This is a genomic window from Paenibacillus foliorum (assembly GCF_013141765.1).
Classification (GTDB): Bacteria; Bacillota; Bacilli; order Paenibacillales; family NBRC-103111; genus Paenibacillus_S; species Paenibacillus_S foliorum.
Map to the genome: position 1 here is coordinate 26,131 of NZ_WHOD01000129.1, position 24,040 is coordinate 50,170.

Annotated in this window: 24 protein-coding genes and 8 tRNA genes; 2 read left to right on the plus strand and 30 right to left on the minus strand. The window is 45.7% G+C overall.

What is annotated here, in order from left to right:
• Positions 1-129 precede the first annotated feature (129 nt).
• The 22 genes from hisJ to GC093_RS34500 form a co-directional block, all read right to left on the minus strand.
• Complete coding sequence (gene hisJ / locus GC093_RS34395) at positions 130-936, minus strand: histidinol-phosphatase HisJ (protein ID WP_171656485.1); 807 nt, start codon at positions 934-936, stop codon at positions 130-132.
• Positions 937-993: 57 nt separating this feature from the next.
• Entirely contained in the window at positions 994-1,698 is a 705-nt protein-coding gene (gene hisIE, locus GC093_RS34400; RefSeq protein WP_171656486.1) for a bifunctional phosphoribosyl-AMP cyclohydrolase/phosphoribosyl-ATP diphosphatase HisIE, read from the minus strand.
• Entirely contained in the window at positions 1,695-2,453 is a 759-nt protein-coding gene (gene hisF, locus GC093_RS34405) for an imidazole glycerol phosphate synthase subunit HisF (RefSeq protein ID WP_171656487.1), read from the minus strand. Before hisF ends, hisIE begins: the two co-directional genes overlap by 4 nt.
• 126 nt (positions 2,454-2,579) lie before the next feature.
• A complete protein-coding gene (gene hisH, locus GC093_RS34410) occupies positions 2,580-3,185 on the minus strand; it encodes an imidazole glycerol phosphate synthase subunit HisH (protein WP_171656488.1) in 606 nt (201 codons plus the stop codon).
• Position 3,186: 1 nt separating this feature from the next.
• Positions 3,187-3,792, minus strand: coding sequence for an imidazoleglycerol-phosphate dehydratase HisB (gene hisB / locus GC093_RS34415; protein ID WP_171656489.1), 606 nt, complete (start codon positions 3,790-3,792; stop codon positions 3,187-3,189).
• Positions 3,785-5,077: a histidinol dehydrogenase gene (gene hisD / locus GC093_RS34420; protein ID WP_171656490.1), complete on the minus strand. Its 1,293-nt coding sequence runs from the start codon at positions 5,075-5,077 to the stop codon at positions 3,785-3,787. The genes hisB and hisD overlap by 8 nt, the downstream gene beginning before the upstream one ends.
• 50 nt (positions 5,078-5,127) lie before the next feature.
• Positions 5,128-5,766 (minus strand): ATP phosphoribosyltransferase, encoded by a 639-nt coding sequence (gene hisG / locus GC093_RS34425; RefSeq protein ID WP_171656491.1) that lies wholly within the window; start codon positions 5,764-5,766, stop codon positions 5,128-5,130.
• Between the two features lie 14 nt (positions 5,767-5,780).
• A complete protein-coding gene (locus tag GC093_RS34430) occupies positions 5,781-6,995 on the minus strand; it encodes an ATP phosphoribosyltransferase regulatory subunit (RefSeq protein WP_171656492.1) in 1,215 nt (404 codons plus the stop codon).
• A gap of 199 nt (positions 6,996-7,194) precedes the next feature.
• Complete coding sequence (locus tag GC093_RS34435) at positions 7,195-7,911, minus strand: glycerophosphodiester phosphodiesterase (RefSeq protein WP_171656493.1); 717 nt, start codon at positions 7,909-7,911, stop codon at positions 7,195-7,197.
• A gap of 18 nt (positions 7,912-7,929) precedes the next feature.
• A complete protein-coding gene (locus tag GC093_RS34440; RefSeq protein ID WP_171656494.1) occupies positions 7,930-8,958 on the minus strand; it encodes a CehA/McbA family metallohydrolase in 1,029 nt (342 codons plus the stop codon).
• The gene (locus GC093_RS34445) at positions 8,955-9,419 is read right to left on the minus strand and encodes a hypothetical protein (RefSeq protein WP_171656495.1); all 465 of its coding nucleotides are present in this window, start codon (positions 9,417-9,419) and stop codon (positions 8,955-8,957) included. Before GC093_RS34445 ends, GC093_RS34440 begins: the two co-directional genes overlap by 4 nt.
• Before the next feature lie 20 nt (positions 9,420-9,439).
• The gene (locus GC093_RS34450; protein WP_171656496.1) at positions 9,440-10,828 is read right to left on the minus strand and encodes an extracellular solute-binding protein; all 1,389 of its coding nucleotides are present in this window, start codon (positions 10,826-10,828) and stop codon (positions 9,440-9,442) included.
• Between the two features lie 95 nt (positions 10,829-10,923).
• A complete protein-coding gene (locus GC093_RS34455; protein ID WP_171656497.1) occupies positions 10,924-11,778 on the minus strand; it encodes a carbohydrate ABC transporter permease in 855 nt (284 codons plus the stop codon).
• Between the two features lie 17 nt (positions 11,779-11,795).
• Complete coding sequence (locus GC093_RS34460; RefSeq protein WP_171656498.1) at positions 11,796-12,677, minus strand: carbohydrate ABC transporter permease; 882 nt, start codon at positions 12,675-12,677, stop codon at positions 11,796-11,798.
• Between the two features lie 49 nt (positions 12,678-12,726).
• The gene (locus tag GC093_RS34465) at positions 12,727-13,755 is read right to left on the minus strand and encodes a LacI family DNA-binding transcriptional regulator (RefSeq protein ID WP_171656499.1); all 1,029 of its coding nucleotides are present in this window, start codon (positions 13,753-13,755) and stop codon (positions 12,727-12,729) included.
• A 298-nt stretch (positions 13,756-14,053) separates the two neighbouring features.
• Positions 14,054-14,572 (minus strand): acyltransferase, encoded by a 519-nt coding sequence (locus GC093_RS34470; protein WP_171656500.1) that lies wholly within the window; start codon positions 14,570-14,572, stop codon positions 14,054-14,056.
• Position 14,573: 1 nt separating this feature from the next.
• On the minus strand, positions 14,574-15,221 hold the full coding sequence (ppaX, locus tag GC093_RS34475) for a pyrophosphatase PpaX (protein ID WP_171656501.1): 648 nt from the start codon (positions 15,219-15,221) through the stop codon (positions 14,574-14,576).
• A 49-nt stretch (positions 15,222-15,270) separates the two neighbouring features.
• Entirely contained in the window at positions 15,271-16,290 is a 1,020-nt protein-coding gene (gene lgt, locus GC093_RS34480; protein ID WP_171656502.1) for a prolipoprotein diacylglyceryl transferase, read from the minus strand.
• 43 nt (positions 16,291-16,333) lie between these two features.
• The gene (gene hprK, locus GC093_RS34485) at positions 16,334-17,275 is read right to left on the minus strand and encodes an HPr(Ser) kinase/phosphatase (protein WP_171656503.1); all 942 of its coding nucleotides are present in this window, start codon (positions 17,273-17,275) and stop codon (positions 16,334-16,336) included.
• A 164-nt stretch (positions 17,276-17,439) separates the two neighbouring features.
• Positions 17,440-18,564 (minus strand): ABC transporter ATP-binding protein, encoded by a 1,125-nt coding sequence (locus GC093_RS34490; RefSeq protein ID WP_171656504.1) that lies wholly within the window; start codon positions 18,562-18,564, stop codon positions 17,440-17,442.
• A gap of 90 nt (positions 18,565-18,654) precedes the next feature.
• On the minus strand, positions 18,655-19,773 hold the full coding sequence (locus GC093_RS34495; RefSeq protein WP_171656505.1) for a PucR family transcriptional regulator: 1,119 nt from the start codon (positions 19,771-19,773) through the stop codon (positions 18,655-18,657).
• Positions 19,774-19,914: 141 nt separating this feature from the next.
• Positions 19,915-20,766, minus strand: coding sequence for a C40 family peptidase (locus GC093_RS34500; protein ID WP_171656506.1), 852 nt, complete (start codon positions 20,764-20,766; stop codon positions 19,915-19,917).
• 448 nt (positions 20,767-21,214) lie between these two features.
• Between GC093_RS34500 and GC093_RS34505 the strand changes: the two genes are divergently transcribed.
• Together GC093_RS34505 and GC093_RS34510 are read left to right on the plus strand one after the other, a co-directional pair.
• On the plus strand, positions 21,215-22,498 hold the full coding sequence (locus GC093_RS34505) for a nickel-dependent lactate racemase family protein (RefSeq protein ID WP_246315827.1): 1,284 nt from the start codon (positions 21,215-21,217) through the stop codon (positions 22,496-22,498).
• Positions 22,499-22,622: 124 nt separating this feature from the next.
• Positions 22,623-22,931: an MTH1187 family thiamine-binding protein gene (locus tag GC093_RS34510; RefSeq protein WP_171656507.1), complete on the plus strand. Its 309-nt coding sequence runs from the start codon at positions 22,623-22,625 to the stop codon at positions 22,929-22,931.
• 135 nt (positions 22,932-23,066) lie between these two features.
• On the opposite strand, the gene GC093_RS34515 is transcribed toward GC093_RS34510, so the two are convergent.
• The 8 genes from GC093_RS34515 to GC093_RS34550 form a co-directional block, all read right to left on the minus strand.
• A tRNA-Lys gene (locus GC093_RS34515) sits at positions 23,067-23,139 on the minus strand.
• 7 nt (positions 23,140-23,146) lie between these two features.
• A tRNA-Tyr gene (locus GC093_RS34520) sits at positions 23,147-23,231 on the minus strand.
• 37 nt (positions 23,232-23,268) lie between these two features.
• A tRNA-Phe gene (locus GC093_RS34525) sits at positions 23,269-23,344 on the minus strand.
• 65 nt (positions 23,345-23,409) lie between these two features.
• A tRNA-Asp gene (locus GC093_RS34530) sits at positions 23,410-23,486 on the minus strand.
• 14 nt (positions 23,487-23,500) lie between these two features.
• A tRNA-Thr gene (locus GC093_RS34535) sits at positions 23,501-23,576 on the minus strand.
• A gap of 67 nt (positions 23,577-23,643) precedes the next feature.
• Positions 23,644-23,719: transfer RNA gene (locus GC093_RS34540), tRNA-Val, on the minus strand.
• 66 nt (positions 23,720-23,785) lie between these two features.
• Positions 23,786-23,862: transfer RNA gene (locus GC093_RS34545), tRNA-Met, on the minus strand.
• An 18-nt stretch (positions 23,863-23,880) separates the two neighbouring features.
• Positions 23,881-23,969: transfer RNA gene (locus GC093_RS34550), tRNA-Ser, on the minus strand.
• Positions 23,970-24,040 lie beyond the last annotated feature (71 nt).

Sequence of the window (24,040 nt, forward strand, 5' to 3'; positions counted from 1 at the left end):
CATTTATTCGCCAAATGTCATTATACAATAATACTCAACTATATTATACATGAAAAGAATGCATTAAGAAAAAGGCGATTCAGTGAAAAACAGGGTCATTCCAATAATTACATACTCATTTTCACAGATTTAGAATTCGATCATTTTTCTTTTGCGCTTTTGAAAAGTTGCCAGCTCTGTGAAGCCGATATCCTTTAACAGAACAACGGCCTGGTCCAAATACTGCGACAGCCGCTCAGGTTGATGGGCATCGGAACCTATCGTAAGAGGAATGCCCCACTCGTAACACACTTCCAGCATACGCCGGCTCGGGAACATTTCGTTCACGGGCATCCGCAATCCAGATGCATTCAGTTCTATTGCTATCCCAGCGGCCTTAACTGCACGAAGTGCGTCGTTCTCTAAATGCTCTACATTTTGCTCAGGCTTGAAGCCAAACCGTTTTATTACGTCTATGTGACCAATGTAATCGTAGAAGCCGGTTCCAGCTGCCTTTTGAACCGCATCATAATACTGCTGATACACCTTGTAAGCGTCGCGTTCTTTCCATTCGTCCAGCTGCCGGAAATCAGATATATCCCATTCCCCAAGAAAATGAACAGATCCTATCACATAATCCCATGGATAAGCTTGTATGATCTGTTCGATCTCTGCTTCGTAGCCCTCGATATAATCGCCTTCCAAGCCTACGCGGATATCAATCTGATCCTTATATTGCTGCTGCAAACGGAAGGCTTCCTCCGCATAATGCGGCAGCTCCTCCATCGGCATAGCCATGCCGGGCAGGTAAGTAGCTGGGTCTACATGCAACAAGGGCATATGATCGGACAGACCCAGTTGGGTTAGTCCGAGCTCAATGCCCTTTTGCACGTATTCCTCAAGCTCCCCCGATGCATGTCCACAGCGGACATGATGGGTATGATAATCAATGAGCATCGGAATCTCTCCTTAAGAGTTTCTCGTCAGAAAAACTTTCTTCGTAAACGTACACTATTATTTTTTGTGGCGGCGGTCCAGCTCATTCATCACATCATCTAATGGCAGCTTCGCTTCGCGCAGCAGAACCATCAAGTGGAAGATTAGGTCGCTAGATTCGTAGCGAAGCTCTTCATTATCTCGATTTTTAGCGGCAATGATAACTTCAGCGGTTTCCTCGCCGACTTTTTTCAAAATTTTATCAATCCCTTTTTCGAACAAATACGTGGTGTAAGCCCCTTCTGGACGTTCTGCATAACGCTCAGCTATAACTGTTTCCAGCCTGGACAGCATCGCGAAACGGTCACCACCGCTAGTCGCCGTTACTTGAGCAGCTTGTTCCGTGGTTTGTCCATTTACAGGCACTTCATTGTAGAAGCAGCTGTATTTTCCTGTATGGCATGCAGGACCCGCTTGATCTACCAGCACCAGCAGCGTGTCGCCATCACAATCATACTTCAAAGCCTTCACCTTCTGAATATGGCCGGAGGTTGCACCTTTATGCCACAGCTCACTGCGTGAACGACTCCAGAACCATGTTTCCCCCGATTCAACAGTCAGCTTTAAAGAATCCTTATTCATATAAGCCAGCATCAATACATCCTTACTTGCCGCATCCTGCACGATTGCCGGAACAAGTCCTTGTGCATCCCACTTGATCGCAGCATTCAACTGTTCTCCGCTTAACCCAGCCTGCTCACCACTAGTTTGTTCGTTGCTCATCGGATTTCTACTCCTTTTTGTCTAAGGCCATCTTTAACCTCATGGATAGTCAGCTCTTTATAATGAAAAATCGTTGCGGCTAAGCCCGCATCCGCTTTGCCTTCTGCAAACACATCGTAAAAATGCTCCTTCAACCCTGCTCCGCCTGAGGCAATTACCGGAATGCCTACACTTTCGGATACAGCTTTGGTTAAAGGCAGATCAAAGCCATCCTTCGTACCATCCGCATCCATACTCGTCAACAGAATCTCGCCTGCGCCAAGCTCTTCTACCCGCTTCGCCCACTCTAACGCCTTAATTCCCGTTTCGTTGCGTCCGCCGTGGGTGAACACTTCCCATTCACCCCACGCTTCGTTATAGCGAGCATCAATAGCAACGACGATACACTGTGACCCGAAACGACGAGCTCCATCGGAGATAAGCTGAGGATTTTTGACTGCCGCCGTATTGATGCCGATTTTATCCGCTCCGGCCCGAAGCAGCCGCTTCATATCATCCACGCTGGAAATACCGCCACCTACGGTGAAGGGAATCGTAATTTCGCCCGCGGTTTTTTTCACAACCTCTACCATTGTAGCCCGACCTTCCACCGAAGCGGAAATATCTAGGAACACTAGCTCGTCTGCGCCTTCCCGATCATAGATCGCAGCCAATTCGACAGGATCTCCGGCATCGCGTAAATTGACGAAATTAACTCCCTTTACAACGCGGCCGTCTTTCACATCCAAACACGGAATGATCCGTTTTGCCAGCATTTTATTTCCCTCCTTAGAGTTTTGCTAAAGCAAAACTTGCTTCGTAAGCATTAGCCGAGTTTTCCGCAAGAAAACTTTATAGTTAACCCTGAACGGGCTTATTCGATTCGAGGATATATGGATATCTTACTGTTTGCACAAATTAAGAAAATTGCCTAATAGCTTCATGCCCAGGGCTCCGCTTTTTTCCGGATGGAATTGCATGCCGTATACATTCCCTCGCCCAACAATGGCTGTAACCGGTTGGTGGTAATCGGTCACCGCAAGTAGATCAGAAGTCTGCTCAGGCAGCGCATGGTACGAGTGTACGAAGTAAACATGCTCTTCTTCAATGCCTGCAAACAGCGGGCTTTGCTGCTTAAACAGCAGCCGATTCCAGCCCATATGCGGCACCTTGTAGCTGCCTTGAAAACGCACAACCTGCCCAGGTAGCAGGTTCAACCCCTCGTGAGAGCCGTGCTCCTCACTGCGGCTGAACAGCAGCTGCATGCCTAGGCAGATGCCCAAGAGCGGCTTGCCGGTCTGCGCGTAGCGCAGGACCGTCCCGTCCAGACGCGACTCGCGCAGCTGCTCCATCGCATCGCCGAAGGCGCCGACTCCCGGCAGTATCGCGCCGTCAGCCGCCAGAATCTCGCGCTCGTCAGCCGTTACGATCGCTTCAAAGCCAAGACGCTCCACAGCTTTGCTCACGCTGTGCAAATTGCCCATGCCATAATCGATAATGGCGATCATGCTACAGCACTCCCTTCGTGGACGGCACGCCTTTCACGCGCGGGTCAATGCTCGTTGCTTCGTCAACCGCACGCCCTAGCGCCTTGAAGATGGCCTCGATCATATGGTGCGTGTTTTGACCGTAGTGGACGATGACATGCAGCGCAATACGTGCTTCCAAAGCAAACTTCCACAGAAATTCATGCACCATTTCAGTCGAAAAGCTGCCCACTTGTGTGGATGGGTACTGAGCACGGTACTCAAAATGCGGACGGTTGCTCACGTCAATTACAACTTGTGCCAGTGCTTCATCCATTGGAATAAATACGTTCGCGTAACGTTTAATGCCCCTCTTATCGCCTAAAGCTTCCCGAAGCGTGTGTCCGAGGCAAATACCGATGTCCTCCACCGTATGGTGGTCATCTATATCGATATCCCCAACCGCTTTCACCTGCAGGTCAAAATGACCATGCTTCGTAAATAAGTCCAACATATGATTTAAGAATGGAACATCCGTTTCGATCTCCGAAATACCGGTTCCATCAACGTTAAAGGAAAGCTGTATATCCGTTTCATTCGTTTTGCGCGAAATTTGAGCCGAACGTGCGGCCTGCTGTTGGTCAGCCATGGGTTGGATTCCCCTCTTTCTGTAATCGTATCTGAATCGCTCTTGCATGTGCTTCCAATCCTTCGTGCTGCGCTAAGGCGATAATTTTCTCCCCGTTTTGCAGCAGCGCTTCCTTGCTATAGTAAATAACACTGGATTTTTTCATAAAATGATCCACATTCAACGGCGAGGAAAACCGCGCCGTACCATTCGTCGGCAGTACGTGGTTAGGTCCCGCGAAATAGTCACCGACTGGCTCCGAGCTGTAGGATCCTAGGAATATCGCGCCGGCGTTCTCAATGGCGCTCAAGTACTGGAACGGGTCGGCCGTGAGGATCTCGAGATGCTCGGGCGCGAGCTGATTGACGACGCGCACGCCTTCTTCGAGGCTCGCGACCGTCAGGATCGCGCCGTTGTCGCGAATCGACTGAGCGGCAATATCCCGCTTCGGCAGCGACTCCAGCTGGCGGGCGACCTCAGCCGCCACTGCCTGCGCTAGAGCTTGCGACGGCGTGATCAGGATCGCCGACGCCATCTCATCGTGCTCGGCCTGCGACAGCAGGTCGGCCGCCACGTAAGCGGCATCCGCCGTATCGTCGGCTAGCACGACAATCTCGCTCGGGCCGGCGATGCTGTCGATGTCGACAGCGCCGAACACGTAGCGCTTGGCGAGGGCAACGTAGATGTTGCCCGGGCCTACGATCTTATCCGCCGCTGGGATCGATTCCGTGCCGTAAGCGAGCGCCGCAACCGCCTGCGCTCCGCCGACACGGTAGATCTCGCGAACGCCTGCTTCCGCTGCCGCCACCAGGATGTGCGGATCGATGCCATCGATTCCGGCTGTAGCCGGCGGCGTTACCATCACGATCTCCGGCACACCGGCAACCTGTGCCGGAATAGCGTTCATCAGGACGGACGACGGGTATGCCGCCTTCCCTCCTGGAACGTACAATCCGACCCGCTTCAGCGGCCGGATCACTTGACCCAGGATGCTGCCGTCAGGCTGCAGATCCATCCAAGACGTGCGCTTCTGCTTCTCGTGGAAGCGCCGAATATTATCCGCCGCTTCTCGGATCGCGGTGAGAAAGCTCTCGTCCACCTTGGCATAGGCAGCCTCAATCTCCGCATCGCTCACGCGCAGTTCGTTGACGCTGACTCCGTCGAACTGCTGAGCAAAGCTCCGTAGCGCCGCATCCCCGTCGCGACGCACCGTCTCAATAATGTTCTTTACGCTGCTATTCTGCTCCTCCGAGCCATATTCCACCTGACGTTCTAGTGAAAACTCGCTTGCCGGCATAATCTTCATCCTGTATCCCCCCCCTATATCCTAACTCCATTTTTCGTTTAAAGGCTTACTTATACCCTGCTAGTCGAAGCAATCAGGATCTGCAGCTTGTCGCATAACGCCTGGATCGTTTCATTCTTCATCCGGTAGCTGACACGATTAGCTATCAAACGGCTCGTAATGGAGAAAATTTGCTCCTGCTCCACCAAGCCGTTCTCTTCCAAAGTCTTTCCGGTTTCAACCATGTCGACAATCCGATCAGCTAAACCAATTAGTGGGGCAAGTTCAATGGAGCCGTTCAGCTTGATGACCTCCACCTGCTGTCCTCTTTCACGGAAGTACTGTGAAGCTACGTTCGGGTACTTCGTCGCCACCCGTGGGTTTAACACTGGCTCCCAATCGGGAAGCCCTATTACCGACATCCGGCAGCGGGCGATGCCTAAATCCAAAAGCTCATAGACGTTACGGTTCTCTTCCATCAGCACGTCTTTGCCTACAACTCCAATATCCGCCACACCGTATTCCACATAGGTTGGTACATCAACCGGCTTAGCCATGATGAATTCCATTCTTGCTTCCGGCACCGAAATGATGAGCTTTCGCGAATCATCAATATCATCCGGGATCGTCAACCCTGCTTCACGAAACAGCTTGGAGGCCTGCTTATAAATACGCCCCTTGGGCATTGCAACCTTCAATATATCCTGCATGCTCTTATGCTCCTTTAACCGATCTCGATCACGTTTTGATACGCGATGCCATTCACACTGTAGGTTCCATCCTCTAGCCTTGCTGTCACCAGCTTCACAGCTTGGTTCCCGCCACTGACGTCAGCTACCAGCCTTGTCTCAACCATAATTCTCTCCTGACCACGCAGCTCTTTCGCTCTGCGGAACGCTTCCTCGCGTTTAGAAGCCGTATAAGTGATTAACACCCGATGAGGCTCCTCTATTGGACGCTTGCTCACCACTTCTAGAATACGGTTTGTTTTGAGCGCAAAACCTGTCGCCGGAGCTGTACGTCCGAATTGAGTCAGCAGATTATCATACCGCCCACCGCTGCATACCGGAAAACCAAGATCCGCCGCATAGCCTTCAAAAGTCATACCTGTATAATAAGAAAAATCTCCAATCATCGTCAGATCGATTAGTACATGCTCAGAAACGCCGTAAGCCTTCAGAACATCCCACACCTCACACAAGTGTGCTATCGATTGCTGAGCTATCGGATCCTTGGTAACCTGCCTAGCTTGTGTACAAATTTCCTGACCACCACGCAGTCTAAGTATGCCTTCGAGCTCCTGCTGCACTACTGCAGTCAACTGTAGAGATTTAATTGTCTCTCTATAGCCCACATAGTCACGGTTCAATAAGCATTCCTTCAAGCTTTGCTGCGCATCTTGACGATCCTTCAGCGTTTCGTTGAACAGTCCTGTTAAAAAGCCTACATGACCAAGCGCAATCTTGAACTCTTGTACTCCAGCAGCCTGCAAGCTAGCGATTGCTAGCGCAATAACCTCGGCATCGGACTCTGAGGAAGCATCCCCTACAAGCTCAACTCCAGTCTGAAAAAACTCCGCATCGCGTCCCGCTTCAGCTTCAAACGCGCGAAAAACGTTCGCATGATAGGATAGCCGAATCGGAAACGCCTGTTCTTTCAACAAAGAAGACACTACACGTGCGATCGGCGCTGTAATATCAGAACGCATAACCAATGTCGTCCCATTGCGGTCCAACAGCTTGAATAGCTTACGATCCTCCGTAGAGCTCGCCACCCCAACCGTATCGTAGAACTCTAATGTCGGCGTAATAATTTCCTGATAGCCCCAACGCTCCATACATTGAAGAACATTAGTTTCGATGGCACGCAGCTTAGCCACAGCCGCCGGCAAATAATCCTTAACTCCGGTTGGTTTTTCAAACACTTTCGGTTTCGACACTAACCCTCACCTGCCTATATTAAACTTTATAATTTCTATAAACGCTTTAGCGCGATACCATGCTACCAAAATAAAGAATGTAATCGTAATTTTATCATTGAAATCGCCTAGAGTCAATGTGAATCCTGATCTTTTGTTTATCTAAAAAAAAGGACTACACGGCATGGTTAGCCGTTAGTCCTCTTTTGCATCATCAACCTTACCTTGTCAATCCTGCCAGTTCTGTAACTGCCCTTGTAGTAATTACATCTACCCCTATTTGGACAAATCTCCGCATAACGTCAGGGTCGTTCACAGTGTACACCCATACCGCGAGACCGGATGCATGGGCTAGATCCACTACTTCCTGATGGCATGTCTCATAATTCATATTCAGACCATAATAAGAACCACTCACGGATTCTTTGCATACTTTTTCTGCATACAGCGAGTAGTCGTTTCTCTCTTCCGCAGTAAACTCATTTGGCGTATTGAATACGACTTGAATATCACGATGACGAGAGGTGATGCTTTCGCTGCATCCTGTAATAAAAACTTGATTCTCCGCTTGATATTGCTTCACCAGTTGAATAGCAGGTTCAATGGCAGCCGGCGTTTTTATATCCAAATTTAGCTTCACTTCGTATTGTTTAGCTATCTGGAGGATGTCACTCAACCTTACAATTTCGTATTTCTCATATATAGCGCTGACTTTCACCCTCGTCTCGAGCTGATTTAGCTGCTCATAGGTACATTCGTGAAGCAAGGGGGAGTCATCATGGAGTAAAACGATTATGCCATCCTTGGTGACTCTCAAATCTACCTCTACAATATCCGCCCCCAGCCGAATTCCCTCCATAAAGCTTTCCACCGTATTGTCCGGTGCAATCCCGCACCCTGTATGCGCAGCAATCTTAGGAGCCGATGGTTTGTCCATCTTCATTCCCTCCAGAAATTAATTGTCGTGTTGAAAATAGAATGGATTGGTAAATGCGATCATCGTTATGCTGTTATGAAACGCACCATGTAGCTCCGCCCGGAGCCATATCACTCCTTCAATATCAACCCCGCATGAAGCTGTCGAAGCCTGCTGGGACACTTTGAGCTCCCCAACCGTCCCTTTATTACTCACAAGACGTACCTTCAATTCTTGATCATCCAGCTGCCAATGCTCTGCCCTTTCGGAGAAGTCTATCTCTACCTTGACCACAGCTGTGTTCACAGTCTCATTTACTTTTACTACAGATCCGATCCCGTGCACAGATTCCGATGGATCGATTTGAAGGGTACATTGTAACCGGGGTCCCATTGTTACGCTTACTGAACCCTCTCTGATCGCATTGACAGCCAGCTTTTCTACCTCTGTTGGATCCAATGCTGAATCTCTATTGTTGTCCAAACCCAAATACGTAACAGCAATGGGCTCCGTTACTTTTACCGAGGAAACATGCCAATCTCTACCGCATACTGCTGCAATCCTATGTCCCTTGTTTAAGCGATCCGTCCATAGCTGAAACGCCCTTTGATTGCTGTTCATAATCGAAGGGAACGTATAAGACCAGACTTCAATATAATCGATGTCATCCCAATCGGCTATTTCATATTCCCAGTAGCAGCCTGTGCACAAAGGACTTCCAACACGATAAGGATGCGCAATACCAACGATGCCGCCTTGCCGGTGTACCCTTTCAATTCCTTTATGTATATCCTGGATCCCCAAATCTCTCCAGTCCACATAAGCGGTAATCCCAATAGCAAGCATATGACCAAAGAAGGTTGTCCACTCCATGCCCCGAATAATCTGCAGCTGCGTTTCAGACTGGATTTGTTCCCTCTCTAAGAGAGGCGACATCGTATTATGGTCGGTCATTGCAATCCCGAATAAACCAAGCTCCTTGGCGCTTCGCGCAAGCTCAAGCAGAGAATGCTGACCATCACTGTGAAACGTATGGGTATGCAGTTCATAAGGAAGCCACTGCTTCATAGCGCCTCATCCCCTTCCCACACCGACAGCTTGTAGCTGCACGTTTCTGTAACGAGTGCGTGAATGCTCAACGTGATAGACCATTGTCCTTCCAATAGCGCCCCCGGCATAAGGCCGGGAGAAGCAGTACCGGTGGCAAGAAACAAGTGCTGCTCTGAATCTTGTCGATGGCACGCCCCCCGAAACCCGTTCGGGTCATCGACTGAAATCGTAATTAAATTTTTTAATGGAAGAAATCTTCTCCACCCTTCTTCCATAACCGGATCATTTCCATCACTGTATTTCCGCAAGCTTTGGCCAATGATCTCTTTGGATAAGGCTTCATTGTCCAGGCTTTTCGGAGAGTAGCTGAAGTCGATATTCAGCTTGCAGCATGAATCGGATACAGCAAATGAATAGGTGATATGAGTCTGGTTCTGCGCAGACGTCAGCTTTTCCTCGATTTCAAGTAATTGATTCATGATTCCACCTTCGTACGACATTATTTTTGTGCTGCGAGCCATGCTGTCGATTCTTTTTGAGCTTTCTCCAAGGCCGCTTCAAGTGATGATTTGCCAAGCAGCCCTTCTTCTACAGACTCTGATAGAATATAACGAGGCTGGCCGGAACGGTAAGGATAACGAGGCGCCCAAAGCTTGCCCATCGATTCCAATTCAATCACCGCATGTGGATTTTTTTGCAAGCTTTCCCACTTCACTGCTGATTTGATTACCGGGAGGAATTGTGAGCTTTGTTCTTCCCACATATATTTCTGGAAGAAGTCACTTACACTGAACTTCAGAAACTCCCAAGACAGCTCTTTGTTTGCACTGCTCTTAGCAATCGAGTACGGACTCCCTGCGAACATGCCGCCCATTTTCTTCTCTTTATTGATAAACAATTGAGCAACACCATACTGATCCTGCAGGCCTGCCGCATAAATCTGATCTACAAAAATCGGCTGTACACGAATATGAATAGCAATATCATTATTGGCCGTTCCCCACTTCTCTCCACCCTGCTTTACAAGTACTCCTTTTGGTGCTAAAGCGTTCAGGTCACTCATCCATTTAAGCCCTTTTAGCATCTCTGGAGAATTAAAATTCACTTCCATCCCTTTAAAAAGAAATCCTTTTCCCCAGCTGCCGCCATACGCTTCAGCCGCATTCATAACCGAATCCGCCGCATCTGCGCCTGCATAGAAAGCTCCATAGTTTTGCTTTCCGGTTTTAGGATTGATGCCCGTCATTTTTTTTGCTTTCTCCAGTATTTCCTCCGGAGTCGGATTTTTCGAAAGCTCCTCTACGCCCCATTCCTTAAAAATCTTTTTGTCGTAAGCGATAACCCTTGTGTCCCCAATAAAAGGAAGTCCATAAATTTGCAAATCTTTATCCTTAGGTCCCATCGCCTTCCAGCCTTCAACCTGATTATCGATGAAAACGCCGAGATCAAATTTATCCTTTTCAATATAAGGTGCCAGAGGCTCCAACAAATCCTGGCTGGCCAAGTTCGCAATTCCCGGTACCTGGAATACATCCGCTCCTTTGGAATTGAGCATCGCATCCGTTTTTTGGACGTAGCCGTCCCAGCCCAGCAGAATAAACTCAATAGTAGCCCCTGGATAAAGACGTTCAAATTCTTTTTTCAGCACCGATACTCCCTTAACTTTTTTCCCTGAGAGAGGATTGGTTTTGTCATCCATGCTGAAGTCCCCGATTAACTGCACCTTAAGTGTACCCGACCACTTTTTATCAGAAACCTTAGCCGCTGAGTCGCTCACTACCGCGGGTTTATTATCAGCCTTAGTGCTGCACCCCACTATTAATTGCATCGCGAATACGTTAAGCAGAACAGCGGATACCATCCATTTTTTCGTTTTATTTTTTATCATTCTTAGCACCCTTCCCTGATATGTATTATTTTTTCCTGAATCCTTCGATCCTCACTGTTCTACTCTGCGCGGCCTATAACCGCTGCTCAATCAGCTCACTCTCCCTTCAGTCCACTTAATGCGATGCTGCGTATGATATATTTCTGCAAGAATAGGAACACAACAACGATCGGTAAAATACTCGCTGTCGCAAGTGCCATCGTAAGACCGCCCAAACGCGTCCCATTCTCAAACGAGAAGCTGGCAAGAAATAACGGAATCGTTCTTAAAGCATGATCGTTAATTACTACAAGCGGCCACAGAAAAGCATTCCAGCTATCTAGAAAGGATAAGATCGCCAATGTCGCAGTAATCGGGCCCGTGAGCGGCAAATAAATTTGAAAAAAAGTTCTCTTCTCGCTCGAACCGTCAATCTGCGCAGCCTCCCTCAAGCTGTCAGGCAGCTGATCGAAATACTGCTTGGATAACAAAATACCAAAGCCATACAAAATAGCTGGTGCAATCAAGGGAACGTACGTATTAATCAAGCCGAATTTATTAAACATTGAAAATAAAGGAATTAATCTTGTTTCCATTGGGATCATCATCGTACCTAGCACGACTAGAAACAGCACTTTTTTTCCGTAGAATTGGCCCTTCGAAAAGGCATACCCCGCCAGAAGGGAGCTAGCGACGCTCAAACAAACAGCGCAGATGGCCACAAAGCCGGAGTTCAAATACGATTTAAAGAGAGTTGCATTTTCCAACACGAGTTCATAGTTAAAGATGGAAGGTTGTTTCGGGAAAAAGGATGGTGGAAACGGTGGCTGTAAGTTAGCCGTCCGTTCGAAACCGATGCTGAGCATCCATAGGAATGGAGAGATCATGATCACACTCAGGACAAAAAGAGTAACAAAGATAACGATTTCAATTAGGGACGGTTTTCTTGATAGTACGCTTGTTGTTTTCATGACATTTTCCTCTTCAGTTATATTTTCATCTTAGTAAGCTTAAGATTCAGCATGGTGAAGAACAGAATGATAGCAAACAGGACGTAGGCTGCTGCTGAAGCGATACCATATTCCGTGCCGCCAAAGCCTCTTTCGTAAATAAACCCTACAATCGTATGAAGAGAACGGGCCGGACTGCCTTGAAGTCCACCCAGCAGATAAACGTCCGTAAATCGCTGCAAACCAGAAATCCAGCCGATCACAATCAGAAAGGAGAACGTTCCGTACATATTGGGAATCGTGATATATAACCACTTTTGAATGCCCGTAGCCCCATCAATTGCTCCTGCTTCGTATATTTCCTCTGAAATCGCTTGCAAATTTGCCAGAAATATAATGACTACAAAGCCTAACCAATGCCACGAGCCAAGCAAAATTGCCCCCCAACGCGCACTCGACGGTTCAGCCAACCAAACGGAAGTCGGAAGTCCCAGCATCGATAGAAAATAATTAAGCAAGCCGAACTCCGGATGCAGTACAAACAGAAAAAGCATCGAAGCTGCTACAACAGATGTTATGTAGGGGATAAACAGCAAAATCTTAAACAAATTTTTTCCCCATTTAAGTTCGCTGATGAGCGATGCCAGAATAAATCCAAACGGAATGGTCAAAAGAAGCTGAAAAAATCCCATATAGAAAGTGTTGAACACTGCTTTCCAAAATACATTGGAGTTTAATACCGACTTGTAATTGTCAATTCCAGCCCATGTTTCAGTTGCTCTGCCAGATACATAAAGACTTAGACGAAATGATTCGAAAACAGGGTAAACCATAAACAACAGGATGCCGAGTAAGGTGGGAAGCAAGAATAAATACCAGATCATTGAACTGCTTTTATGCCGGTATGCTTGGCTTTGCATAATGTCTTATCTCCTTTTTATAAAAACTTTCATCAGGTTCGGTTTACAATCATCCGTTACCGATAGGACCTGTCGTTCCCCGTATGATCAGTTTGGGTTCATATTCAATTTGAACCGGATTAATTTCGAGCTTTTGTATCAAGCGGTTCAACATGAATACCGAATCTTGCCCCATCTTTTCTTTTTCCGTGTGGATCGTAGTCAAAGGTGGGTTCGAGAGACTTGCAAAATCAATATTATCCGATCCCACAATTGAAATATCTTGCGGAATCCGCAAACCTTTTTCCATAATCGCCCTTATTGCCCCAAGTGCCAGCATATCGTTTGTAGCAAAAATAGCAGTGGGATATAAATTCGAGCTATGGGAACGTTCCCATATCGAATATAAACCTTTGCAACCATCATCAAACAAAGACGTTGGAGAAAAATATATATGTTCATTCGAAATTTCGCAACCACGTTCGCGCAAGCGTTCATAAAAGCCTTCGTAACGCAGATGATGACTCCGGTGTTCCTGAGGCCCAGCAATGACACCAAAATGTCTATGGCCTTGTTCATATAAATGATCTGCAGCCATCTTCCCGCCTTTCCGATCATTATTAACTAGCTGAATCACATTATTATTTTCTGCAGTACCATTTACCATCAGATAAGGAATATCGAAGCCGTCAATGTAACCTATCATTTCCTGACTAAGTCGGCTGACTAAGACAAGTCCATCTACTCTCTTTTCCAGCATATAATCCGCAGAACGCAGAGACATTTCTTTATCTGTCGATACAAATACGGAATAGTTAAGACTTTCTGCAGCTGCCAATATCGAATCAAGTATCTTCCCGTAAATAGGATGCGATACAATCGGATAGTCCTTCCGGTAAATGATGACTCCGATATTATAGGTTCGATGAGACACCATGGCTCTGGCCACCGCATTTGGCTTATATTGTAATTCTTGAATGGCACTCATCACTTTCTCGCGAGTTTCCGGACTAGTATAGCCCTTACCTGAAATCACTCTTGAAACAGTAGATTTGGAAACGCTTGCAACATTAGCAACATCTATTATTGTATAACTCAATCGATCCCCCCACTTCTGTAATCACTCAGCTGTCCCTTATTCTAGATTACCTTGAAGCACGCACCTTTGGTTTTAGGCCGCGCGTTCTACTTGTCTCAAATCGCTATAGGTTAAGAGAAGAAATCAGGTTAAGCGCTTTCCTTTCTCTGATTATACAATACCCTTATTGCATTTGACAACTTATTTTTGTTTGACCCTCGAGCTACGGCCCTGTCACCTGACTACTTCCCTTGTGAGCACATCACACTAATCCTATGTCACAGGGGAAGACAATATCTCCCCTGCAACTCTGATGTCCTTAACCTTCTCCCTTATCTATCACCTCAGTTAACCGCACATCCTCCCTAATTACACGCAAAGGATTACCTGCAACAAAGCTGTAAGGAGCTACGTCTTTATGAACTACCGATCCCGCTCCGATTACTGCATGATCTCCGATAGTCACCCCAGGTAGAATCGTCGTGTTAGCCCCGATCATCACATGAGAACCAATATGGACCGTACCAATTCGATACTCCTTGATCAGATACTCATGCGTTAAGATGGTCGTATTATAACCAATGATGGTGTTATCCCCAACTTCAATTCGCTCAGGGAAAAATACATCCACCATTACCATTAACGCAAAGGAGGTATGCTCTCCCACCTTCATCCCGAGCACGCTGCGGTAAATCCAGCGCTTCAAGGGTAAAGAGGGGGCATACCTTGAGATTTGAATGAATATGAAATTTTTGACCGCCTTCCACCTGCTGACCGTACGGTACATTTGCCATAGCGAGTTTGGTCCTTCTACCGGATACTTGTCCGTCTTTCTCAAGCTACATCTCCTCGACTCCAACGATTGGGAGCAGCTCCCGTATATCGTTAATGATATAGGTAGGATTATATTGATTTAAATAGTCCAACCCTTTTAGTGACCAAGCTACAGCAATCGAAGGTAGTCCAGCATTATGGGCAGCTTCGATATCGTAATGACTATCACCTACCATTGCCGCTCCCTCAGCTTCTGAGCCTAATTCCTTGAGCGCCTTACGGATACCTTCAGGATCTGGCTTCGGTTTCTCCACATCCTGCACAGTCACAATCGTGTCAAAATAATCATACAAACCGCAAAGCTTCAATCCCATTTCTGAAGTTATGCGCACTTTACTAGTCACTATACCCATCTTGATTCCAGCAGCGTGCAGCTTTCCTAATGTCTCACGCACGCCCTGAAATTCTGTAACAAGCTCATCGTGCCTTTCAATATTGTACGTACGGTATTTATGAATAAGGTCCTCGACCTCATCTCTGCCGGAAAAAAACTTCATTTGATCAACAAGTGAACGGCCCATGTTAGGAATAATGTGCTCCCTGGTAACAGGCTCTGGAGTTATGCCTTCAAATGTATGCAAAAAAGATTGGATAATCAATTCATTCGTATCTATAATGGTTCCATCCAAATCAAATAACACAGTGTGAATCATGCTCTCTTCTCCTTTATCCTGCTGTCTCTACTTCATACAATTATACGACTTATTCACCGGATTTACCGGATGGTTCTTTGTTTGACTCTTCCGCTATCGCACTCTCGATTTTATTATCTGTTGTTTCCTGTGTAGGCTCTTCTTTTACTGCTTTTGTACCGCCAATAGGAAGGATAGGATCCGCATAGCGTTCCGCCGCAGCACCGCTTTTTCTGCGATAGATCATTAAAGCAAACGCAGCCAGTACAATCAACACAGCCAACAGCTGTGAAATCCGCACATTGCCACCATAAGTCATAAAGCCTTGTTCAAAGCCAAACCAGTGCATAGGAGCCCATAACCCATTCATCAACGCAGCCAACCACGCAGGACCTGTAAAGTCCAGGCTATCCGTCCGAAACGCCTCTATAAAGAACCGCCCGATAGAGTACCAAACGAAATAACTCATGAATAATTCTCCCGCACGCAGAAATGGTCTTCTCCGCAACCAGAGTAGAAATAGCAGACCCGCTATATTCCATAACGACTCATAAAGAAACGTGGGATGATAGAATTGTCCATCAATATACATTTGGTTTACGATAAAATCCGGCAAATGCAATGAATTGCGCAGGAAGGATTCACTCACTGGACCACCATGCGCTTCTTGATTGATAAAGTTACCCCAGCGTCCTATTGCCTGTCCAACGATAAGACCAGGAGCACATACATCCACAATACGCCAGAACGAATACCCTTTTCTACGAACGTAAAATACGGCGGCCAATATTGCACCTATCAAGGCACCATAAATAGCTATACCGCCATTCCAAACTGCAAACACCTGGGGCAGATTATCTTTATAATCTTCCCATTTAAATGCTACATAATAGATCCGAGCTCCAATAATCGCCGAAGGAACTCCTAGCAAAACCAAATCCATAAAGAAATCGGGATTCATGCCAAACCGTTTTCCTTCTTGAATGGCCAGCAGCAGCCCTATCAATGCGGCTGAGCCCAATATAATACCGTACCAATGCACCTGCAGCGGACCAATACCAAACGCGATCGGATTCATTGCTAAATACATGCCGCTACCCCTTTCAAATACCTTATGTATGTTTAATATAATCTTACTCCATATCGTCCATATCTTCAGCTAACGATTCGGTCAGCTTATTTGTAAACTGTAGCGCCGCATTGTAACCCATCCGTTTAAGACGGTAATTCATTGCAGCTACCTCGATAATTACAGCCAAGTTACGTCCTGGACGAACAGGTATAGTGACCAACGGAATGTCCGTTTCAATAATACGCGTCAGTTCTTCGTCTAAACCAAGTCGGTCATACTGCTTATCCTGCTGCCAGGTTTCAAGCTTGACGACAACCGATATTTTCTTCACATTACGAACTGCCCCTGCTCCGAATAACGTCATCACGTTAATAATGCCGACTCCTCGAATCTCCAACAAGTGGCGAATCAACTCAGGCGCATTTCCGATTAGGACATGATCCGCAGTTTGACGAATTTCCACCGCATCATCAGCAATCAAACGATGTCCCCGTTTTACCAGCTCCAGCGCGGTTTCACTTTTACCGATACCACTGGTTCCTGAGATTAGCATACCAATCCCATATACATCAACTAATACTCCATGAATAGTAGTCGTAGGTGCCAGCTTATTTTCAAGAAAGCCGGTAATCCGGCTCGCAAGTATCGTCGTAGCCATCTTTGTACGAAGAACAGGCAGCTGTTGCGCTTTGGCTGCTTCAATTAACTCTTCCGGCACATCATACCCGCGGCTAATCAGAATACAAGGCGTATCAACCGGTGCACAAAGCCTGTTCATTCGGTCCTGCCGTTCTTCAGGCGATAGACCATTAAAGAAAGTAAGCTCTGTTTTTCCCAAAATTTGAACGCGCTCCGTAGGATGGAACTCGTAATAACCAGCCATCTCCAAACCCGGTCGATACAGGTCGGCTGTTGTAATCGGGCGCTTCAGTCCCCCTTCTCCACATATCACTTCTAAGTGAAATTCAGCTACAAGATCGGATACTTTTACTTTTTTTGACATCGCTGTTCCGTCTCCTTCTTTTTCCATTACTCACATCGTATAAAAAAAGCCGAGATAAATCAACTTATATCCCTATCCCAACCCTCCCGGCGGGGTTTTGGGTGGTCAAAAGTGGACAAACACACAAAAGGGCCAGTCAAATGACTGGCCCTTCATAATTATTATTAAGCGTTCAACAAGATCGACAATGTAGTTTCTTGATCGAAGAAGTGAACTTTGTTCATATCGATTGCAAGCTTAACGTTCATGCTTTCTTTGAAGCCAGAACGACCATCTACACGTGCTACGATACTGTTTTTGCCGATACCTGTTAGGTACAAGAACATTTCGTGACCTAGGTTCTCAGCAACTTCAATGTGTGCATTAACAACACTGTTAGGTGATGCTTCCAAGAATACTGGCTCTTCGTGAAGATCTTCAGGACGAATACCCATGATAACTTCTTTACCAACGTATCCTTTTTCACGAATAATTTTTGCTTTACCTTCAGGCAATTCTACATTCACGCCGTTTGCTTTGAAATACAAGCTTCCGCCTTGTTCTGCAAAGCCACCAGTAACAAAGTTCATGGATGGGGATCCAATGAAGCCCGCAACGAACATGTTAACAGGGAAGTTGTAAATTTCTTCAGGTGTATCCGCTTGTTGAATAATACCTTTATCCATAACCACGATACGATCACCCATTGTCATCGCTTCGGTTTGGTCATGCGTTACATAGATAACTGTTGTTTCAAGACGTTTAGCAAGCTTACTGATTTCAGCACGCATCTGTACGCGGAGTTTAGCATCCAAGTTGGAAAGAGGTTCGTCCATCAAGAAAACTTGTGGTTCACGGACAATCGCACGACCCAAGGCAACACGTTGACGCTGACCACCGGAAAGAGCTTTTGGCTTACGATCCAGCAAGTGAGTAATATCAAGGATTTTAGCTGCTTCACGAACGCGAGCGTCGATATCAGCTTTTTTGAATTTACGAAGTTTCAAACCGAATGCCATGTTTTGGTACACGCTCATATGTGGATACAAAGCGTAGGATTGGAACACCATCGCAATATCACGATCTTTCGGTGCTACGTCATTTACCAAACGGTCGCCGATGTAAAGTTCGCCTTCAGTAATTTCCTCCAAGCCAGCAATCATACGAAGAGTAGTGGACTTACCGCAACCGGATGCGCCTACAAGAACCAAAAACTCTTTATCCGCGACTTCAAGATGGAAATCTTTAACTGTTGCTTCTTCAGCACCTGCATATCTTTTAACGATGTGGTTTAAACGTACACCTGCCATGGTTATTCCCCCTACGAGTTAGTATCAAGTTTATATATTTATCTTACCTTACCTTACGACTCATGACTATGCACAATCTTCACAAAAAAATCACTTTCTTTTCGTTACTTTGTACAATAGAAGTGCAATCTTAACTAATACAGCATCATTGAATGTACGAACATCCAATCCGGTCTCTTGCTTGAACTTGTCCAACCGGTATAAAAGTGTGTTGCGGTGAATGTACAGCTTTTTAGCCGTTTCACTAACATTGCAATCCAGCTGGAAGAAGTGCTCAAGTGTCGTCATGGTCTCAGAGTCCAAGGCAACATCCAACCGTTTTAGCACCCGCTCGAGAAAGTTCGTCTTCTCCCCCTCTGGGATTAGATTAATCAGCTTCTCAAGCTGCAGCATCCAAGGCAAGTGCATATTACTGCCCAAATGATATGTACGTCCAAGCATCATCGTTTCTCTAAGCTGTAGTACTGTCGTATATAACGACTTAGCTGGCATCATAGGATAATTGATGGCAAGATGACACTCTCCGACCCATTCATTCTCTAACATTTCATGCAAACCGAAGCCAATAGCTCCGAGAGTATCCTCAATACTTTCTTCTTCGCCAAAATCACGATCATCAGCCGCATCAATCGACATCATCTTCTCAGATCCGAGAATCAACCACTCTTTATCCGTTAATGGAATTAATATCATCTCAGCATCAAAAAACGATTCCAGCAGCTTCTTCAGTTCCTGATAGCTTACCCTCCGTGACTGTGAATAATCACCGTATAACAGAAGTGGTATTTTGGTAGAATACAGTGAGAGCTGAGACACCAAGGTATCTGGCATTTCCGCATTAACCAGGCCTAAGTCTTGTTGCTGCTTGAACCAATCCCGCACAGCACTGGCTTTACGTTCTTCCTCACTCGTAGAAGAAGACGGTCTCATATCCTGTGTCCGTTTTGACTCCAGCATGAGCTCCACTAACTGGCGTTCGACCCGCGTAACGAGATTAGATTCTACCGACAGCACCTGAACTTCCTGGCCTTCTTTATGAACGAAAAACAAAACATTATTGTCCACCTTCAAGCTTTTGTGCAGTGTGCCCTTATCCTTTGATTCCGCTTCCGCTTGCATTTGCCATTGTTCCCAAGTCCATTTAGACAACCTTACAGGGCCCTTCAATATCTGTTCCAGTTGCTGCCTCAACGGTTCCCACCAGTCCATACACGAACTCCCAACATTTGTTTATTTATCTTTAGTTTGTACCAAAAACAATATTACTTGCTAATCATAGCAAAAATTGGTCTGGTATAAAACAAAGAAATCACCTTTATGCCCTCAAGCACAAAGATGATTCCGTTTCTTCTAATTAATAACTCTACGGGCCGTTACATAGTGATTATTCCACCAGCCGCTTTCAATTGTGCTGTATTTGACGCCGCCTGCACCGTAAGTATGAATCATCATGCCATCACCAACATACATGCCGACATGTCCTATTTTCCCCTTGGAATCCGGTGTTGTAAAAAATACTAGATCTCCTGTATCCAGATTGCTTTTACTAACGAATTTGCCTTCCTTAGATTGGTCTCTAGAAACACGAGGTAATGAAATGTCGTATTTCGTATAGATCCATTTCATGAAGGAAGAGCAATCAAAGGTTTTGGTTTGTCCGTATTTTGCACCAAAATCATAAGGGGTGCCTAAGTATTTTTGAGCGGTGAGTACGAGCATCACTCGTTTCTGGTCATTCGTTGACAATATGCGGCGAGCGCCGATAAACTGGTTTTTGTAGGATTGTGTACTGACCTTAACAACTTCATCCTTACCGCTTGATGCCATTATCATTTTATCATTACCTATATAGATTCCAGAAAAGCTAGGTTTCGCTCCTTTACCGAAAAACAAAACATCTCCTTCTTTTACAGATGACATTGACTTGATCAAAGGTTTGTCCATTTTAAACTGATCAACTAATGCTCTAGGCATTTTATAATCAAGCATTTTATATACATAATAATTCAACCCCGACTCATCAAAACCGCCGTTTAACGACTCCCCACCTACCGTATAGTCCTTGCCTACCAACTCTTTGCCCAATGAGACAGCATCCATATCATCATAAGCAGCGAAGGCAGAACTCGCCATTGCCCCGGTAAGCATAACAGCCATTACAGTGGTTAATCCTGCTGTGCGAATAAAAGTACGTTTTACCATGAATTGAATCCTCCATTAGTCCTAATAATTGAGAGTTTAAGATATAACCTCATAATATTGCCCATGTTTGGGTTTCACTGTTTCTATGCCATTAGATTACCATGGGAAAATAACCTTTTGCATTGCTAAATATCTGCCTGCATATCTAAACTACTGGTAATCGATCCATTAAAATCTAAACCGTCTAACACTTAAAACCGACACAAAACCATCATTAAATATGTATAAACAGCAAAATAGTATGGATAAAGCCTTACTGCGCTTGATTATTTACTTTCATGAATTAAAAGCAGGCCGATTCTTCGAGCCTTGAAATCCAAATAACAAAACCGTATTTTACCACAGTAATAACTTCTTCATTTTCCATAAAAGGGGCTATTTTATTTCCAAATCATCACAAACAAGATTATTTCTAATGGTAATGGCAATAATTAAACTGTCATATTGATTGTCTAATTTGGAGGAGATACCTATTTTTCCTATAGCTTATGGGGATACCAATCTGCAGCTCTGTCTGCCTGAATCGCAGTCCATTGATATTATTTCGTATCACATGAAGATTGAAGACAGCGTTCGCAATCAGGATGTTTCCATCAAAAAAATCCGTGAAGCCCTTTCCCAGCCGATAGGAACGCCGCAGCTCCATGAACTTGCAGCTGGAAAACGCAGCGCCGTTATTTTGATAAGCGATGGCACAAGACTATGTCCAAGCCCTCTGCTGCTTCCTCCGCTCTTGCAGGAGCTGGCTAAAGGTGGAATCCATGATGAAGATATAGACATTATCATCGCATTGGGCTTGCATCGTAAGCATACAGAGGAGGAGATGCGCCAATTGGTTGGTGAGGAGGTGTTTAGCCGGATTCGTGTTCATAATCATTCTTCAGCAGCTGAGGACTGTATCCGTATTGGGGTTACATCGGCAGGTACTCCTATCGAGATTAACCAGCTAGCTGTCCAAGCTGATCTAAGAATCGTGACGGGTAACATAGAGCCTCACGCTATGGCAGGCATTTCAGGAGGCGTCAAAGCTCTTGTTCCAGGCATAGCGTCCCAATGCTGTATCGAGCATAATCACAGCCTCTCTCTGAAGGTCCAGACACATGCAGGCTGCATGGATAACCCTGTACATCAGGATATGGAGGAAGCACTGAAATTCATGAGTGTTGACTTCCTGCTCAATGTCGTGGTCGATCATAACCGGCATATATTAGGAGCAACCGCAGGACATGTTATTGCTGCCCATCGGGCTGGCGCCACTATAGCTATAGATCATTTCCTTGTACCAGTAAACAAATCCTATGATGTTGTCGTCGTTTCTCCCGGAGGCCACCCTAAAGATCTACAGCTCTATCAAGCCATCAAATCACTTCGTAACGCGGCCTCTATCACTAAACCAGGAGGAGCTATCCTACTCGTAGCAGAATGTTCAGAGATGTTTGGCAATGGAATTTTTCAATATTGGGTGGAAACGAAGAAAAATCGGGAGCATATGGTTTCTAAGCTGAAGCAACAATTTGTTCTAGGCGCTCACAAGGTGCTTCACTTGGACGAGGTGCTGTCCAAGCACCGAGTATATCTCTACTCCTCACTACCACGGCCATTAGTAAGTCTACTCGGCATGGAGCAGGTAGACGATTTACAAAGTACCTATAATCAAATAACTGCTGCCGGGCCTGCATACACGCCGGAAATTGCTATAATGCCTTATGGTTCACTCACTTATCCCGTTTGATATGGATTGAAGTTTGGTTCCTACTGAGTTCGGTTTCTATAGCTGTTTGATGATCACAGAAAGGAAGGTTACAATGAACACAGGGTAGAGGTATGAATCCATTGAGATTAAAGGAGGCCTTATAATGGCTATCATTGAATTGACTATCATTCCTATTGGGACAGCATCCACGAGTTTAAGCCAATACGTCGCAGACATTCAGCAAGTTCTAGAGCAAGCTCCCGAACCGATTCATTACCAAATGACGTCCATGAGTACTCTTATTGAAGGCGATCTGAACGATTTGTTTGAAATCATACGTCGAATGCACGAGGTTCCTTTTACTCATGGTGCTGAGAGGGTTTCAACATCAATCAAAATCGATGACAGGCGAGATAAACAGGGGTCTATGGCTCAAAAAATGAAGTCAGTGGAAGAAAAAATGCACAAATAAGCAGCATTCTATAAAACCCTAAATGTAATTATGGGGTTTTATAGAATTTATCTGTTTATAAGAATCAAACTTACTGGTAAGGTAAGTACTTGGAATACAAAAAAGAGCCCCAAAGGGACTCTTTTTATTATGAAATGAGACATGTAGGATTCGAACCTACGACACCCTGATTAAAAGTCAGGTGCTCTACCAGCTGAGCTAATGTCTCATATGATTGGTGGAGGCTGATGGATTCGAACCACCGAACTCGATGAGAGCAGATTTACAGTCTGCCGTGTTTAGCCACTTCACTAAGCCTCCATATTTGATTTATACCCGCGTATGCAGGAAAATCCAATGGTGGCTCGGGACGGAATCGAACCGCCGACACGAGGATTTTCAGTCCTCTGCTCTACCGACTGAGCTACCGAGCCATATGTAGTAATATCTTGTCCTATATGAATATATAGTACTAAAAATATTTAATTAAAGTTATTAATGGCGGAGCCGACGGGATTCGAACCCGCGGTCTCCTGCGTGACAGGCAGGCATGTTGGGCCACTACACCACGGCTCCGCGATAAAATAACATGGTGCCGTCGAGAGGACTTGAACCCCCAACCTACTGATTACAAGTCAGTTGCTCTACCAGTTGAGCTACAACGGCATATTCGATTGTCTCTATAAAGTATCTGTTATTAGCCTATAAGCTATACTTCTCTTCAAGAGTAAAATGGTGGAGGCTGACGGGATCGAACCGCCGACCCTCTGCTTGTAAGGCAGATGCTCTCCCAGCTGAGCTAAGCCTCCATAATATCGTGACACAAATGGAATCATATCACATTTTGTCGAAAGAAATCAACTAAAAAATAGTAATGGTAGCGGCAGAGGGGATCGAACCCCCGACCTTACGGGTATGAACCGTACGCTCTAGCCAGCTGAGCTACGCCGCCACATCAAGTAAAATACTACGGAGAGAGAGGGATTCGAACCCTCGCACCACTTACGCAGTCTAACCCCTTAGCAGAGGGTCCCCTTATAGCCACTTGGGTATCTCTCCATGAGAAAAGAACAATTAAGTTTGTTCCTTGAAAACTAGATCCGAAACAAGCAGCGTTGAGCAACGCTTTG

Excerpts from the sequence above, each read along its gene's own strand:
- hisJ (WP_171656485.1), bottom strand. The coding sequence starts at position 936 with ATGCTCATTGATTATCATACCCATCATGTCCGCTGTGGACATGCATCG.
- hisIE (WP_171656486.1), bottom strand. The coding sequence starts at position 1,698 with ATGAGCAACGAACAAACTAGTGGTGAGCAGGCTGGGTTAAGCGGAGAA.
- hisF (WP_171656487.1), bottom strand. The coding sequence starts at position 2,453 with ATGCTGGCAAAACGGATCATTCCGTGTTTGGATGTGAAAGACGGCCGC.
- hisH (WP_171656488.1), bottom strand. The coding sequence starts at position 3,185 with ATGATCGCCATTATCGATTATGGCATGGGCAATTTGCACAGCGTGAGC.
- hisB (WP_171656489.1), bottom strand. The coding sequence starts at position 3,792 with ATGGCTGACCAACAGCAGGCCGCACGTTCGGCTCAAATTTCGCGCAAA.
- hisD (WP_171656490.1), bottom strand. The coding sequence starts at position 5,077 with ATGAAGATTATGCCGGCAAGCGAGTTTTCACTAGAACGTCAGGTGGAA.
- hisG (WP_171656491.1), bottom strand. The coding sequence starts at position 5,766 with ATGCAGGATATATTGAAGGTTGCAATGCCCAAGGGGCGTATTTATAAG.
- GC093_RS34435 (WP_171656493.1), bottom strand. The coding sequence starts at position 7,911 with ATGGACAAACCATCGGCTCCTAAGATTGCTGCGCATACAGGGTGCGGG.
- GC093_RS34440 (WP_171656494.1), bottom strand. The coding sequence starts at position 8,958 with ATGAAGCAGTGGCTTCCTTATGAACTGCATACCCATACGTTTCACAGT.
- GC093_RS34445 (WP_171656495.1), bottom strand. The coding sequence starts at position 9,419 with ATGAATCAATTACTTGAAATCGAGGAAAAGCTGACGTCTGCGCAGAAC.
- GC093_RS34450 (WP_171656496.1), bottom strand. The coding sequence starts at position 10,828 with ATGATAAAAAATAAAACGAAAAAATGGATGGTATCCGCTGTTCTGCTT.
- GC093_RS34455 (WP_171656497.1), bottom strand. The coding sequence starts at position 11,778 with ATGAAAACAACAAGCGTACTATCAAGAAAACCGTCCCTAATTGAAATC.
- GC093_RS34460 (WP_171656498.1), bottom strand. The coding sequence starts at position 12,677 with ATGCAAAGCCAAGCATACCGGCATAAAAGCAGTTCAATGATCTGGTAT.
- ppaX (WP_171656501.1), bottom strand. The coding sequence starts at position 15,221 with ATGATTCACACTGTGTTATTTGATTTGGATGGAACCATTATAGATACG.
- lgt (WP_171656502.1), bottom strand. The coding sequence starts at position 16,290 with ATGTATTTAGCAATGAATCCGATCGCGTTTGGTATTGGTCCGCTGCAG.
- hprK (WP_171656503.1), bottom strand. The coding sequence starts at position 17,275 with ATGTCAAAAAAAGTAAAAGTATCCGATCTTGTAGCTGAATTTCACTTA.
- GC093_RS34490 (WP_171656504.1), bottom strand. The coding sequence starts at position 18,564 with ATGGCAGGTGTACGTTTAAACCACATCGTTAAAAGATATGCAGGTGCT.
- GC093_RS34495 (WP_171656505.1), bottom strand. The coding sequence starts at position 19,773 with ATGGACTGGTGGGAACCGTTGAGGCAGCAACTGGAACAGATATTGAAG.
- GC093_RS34500 (WP_171656506.1), bottom strand. The coding sequence starts at position 20,766 with ATGGTAAAACGTACTTTTATTCGCACAGCAGGATTAACCACTGTAATG.
- GC093_RS34510 (WP_171656507.1), top strand. The coding sequence starts at position 22,623 with ATGGCTATCATTGAATTGACTATCATTCCTATTGGGACAGCATCCACG.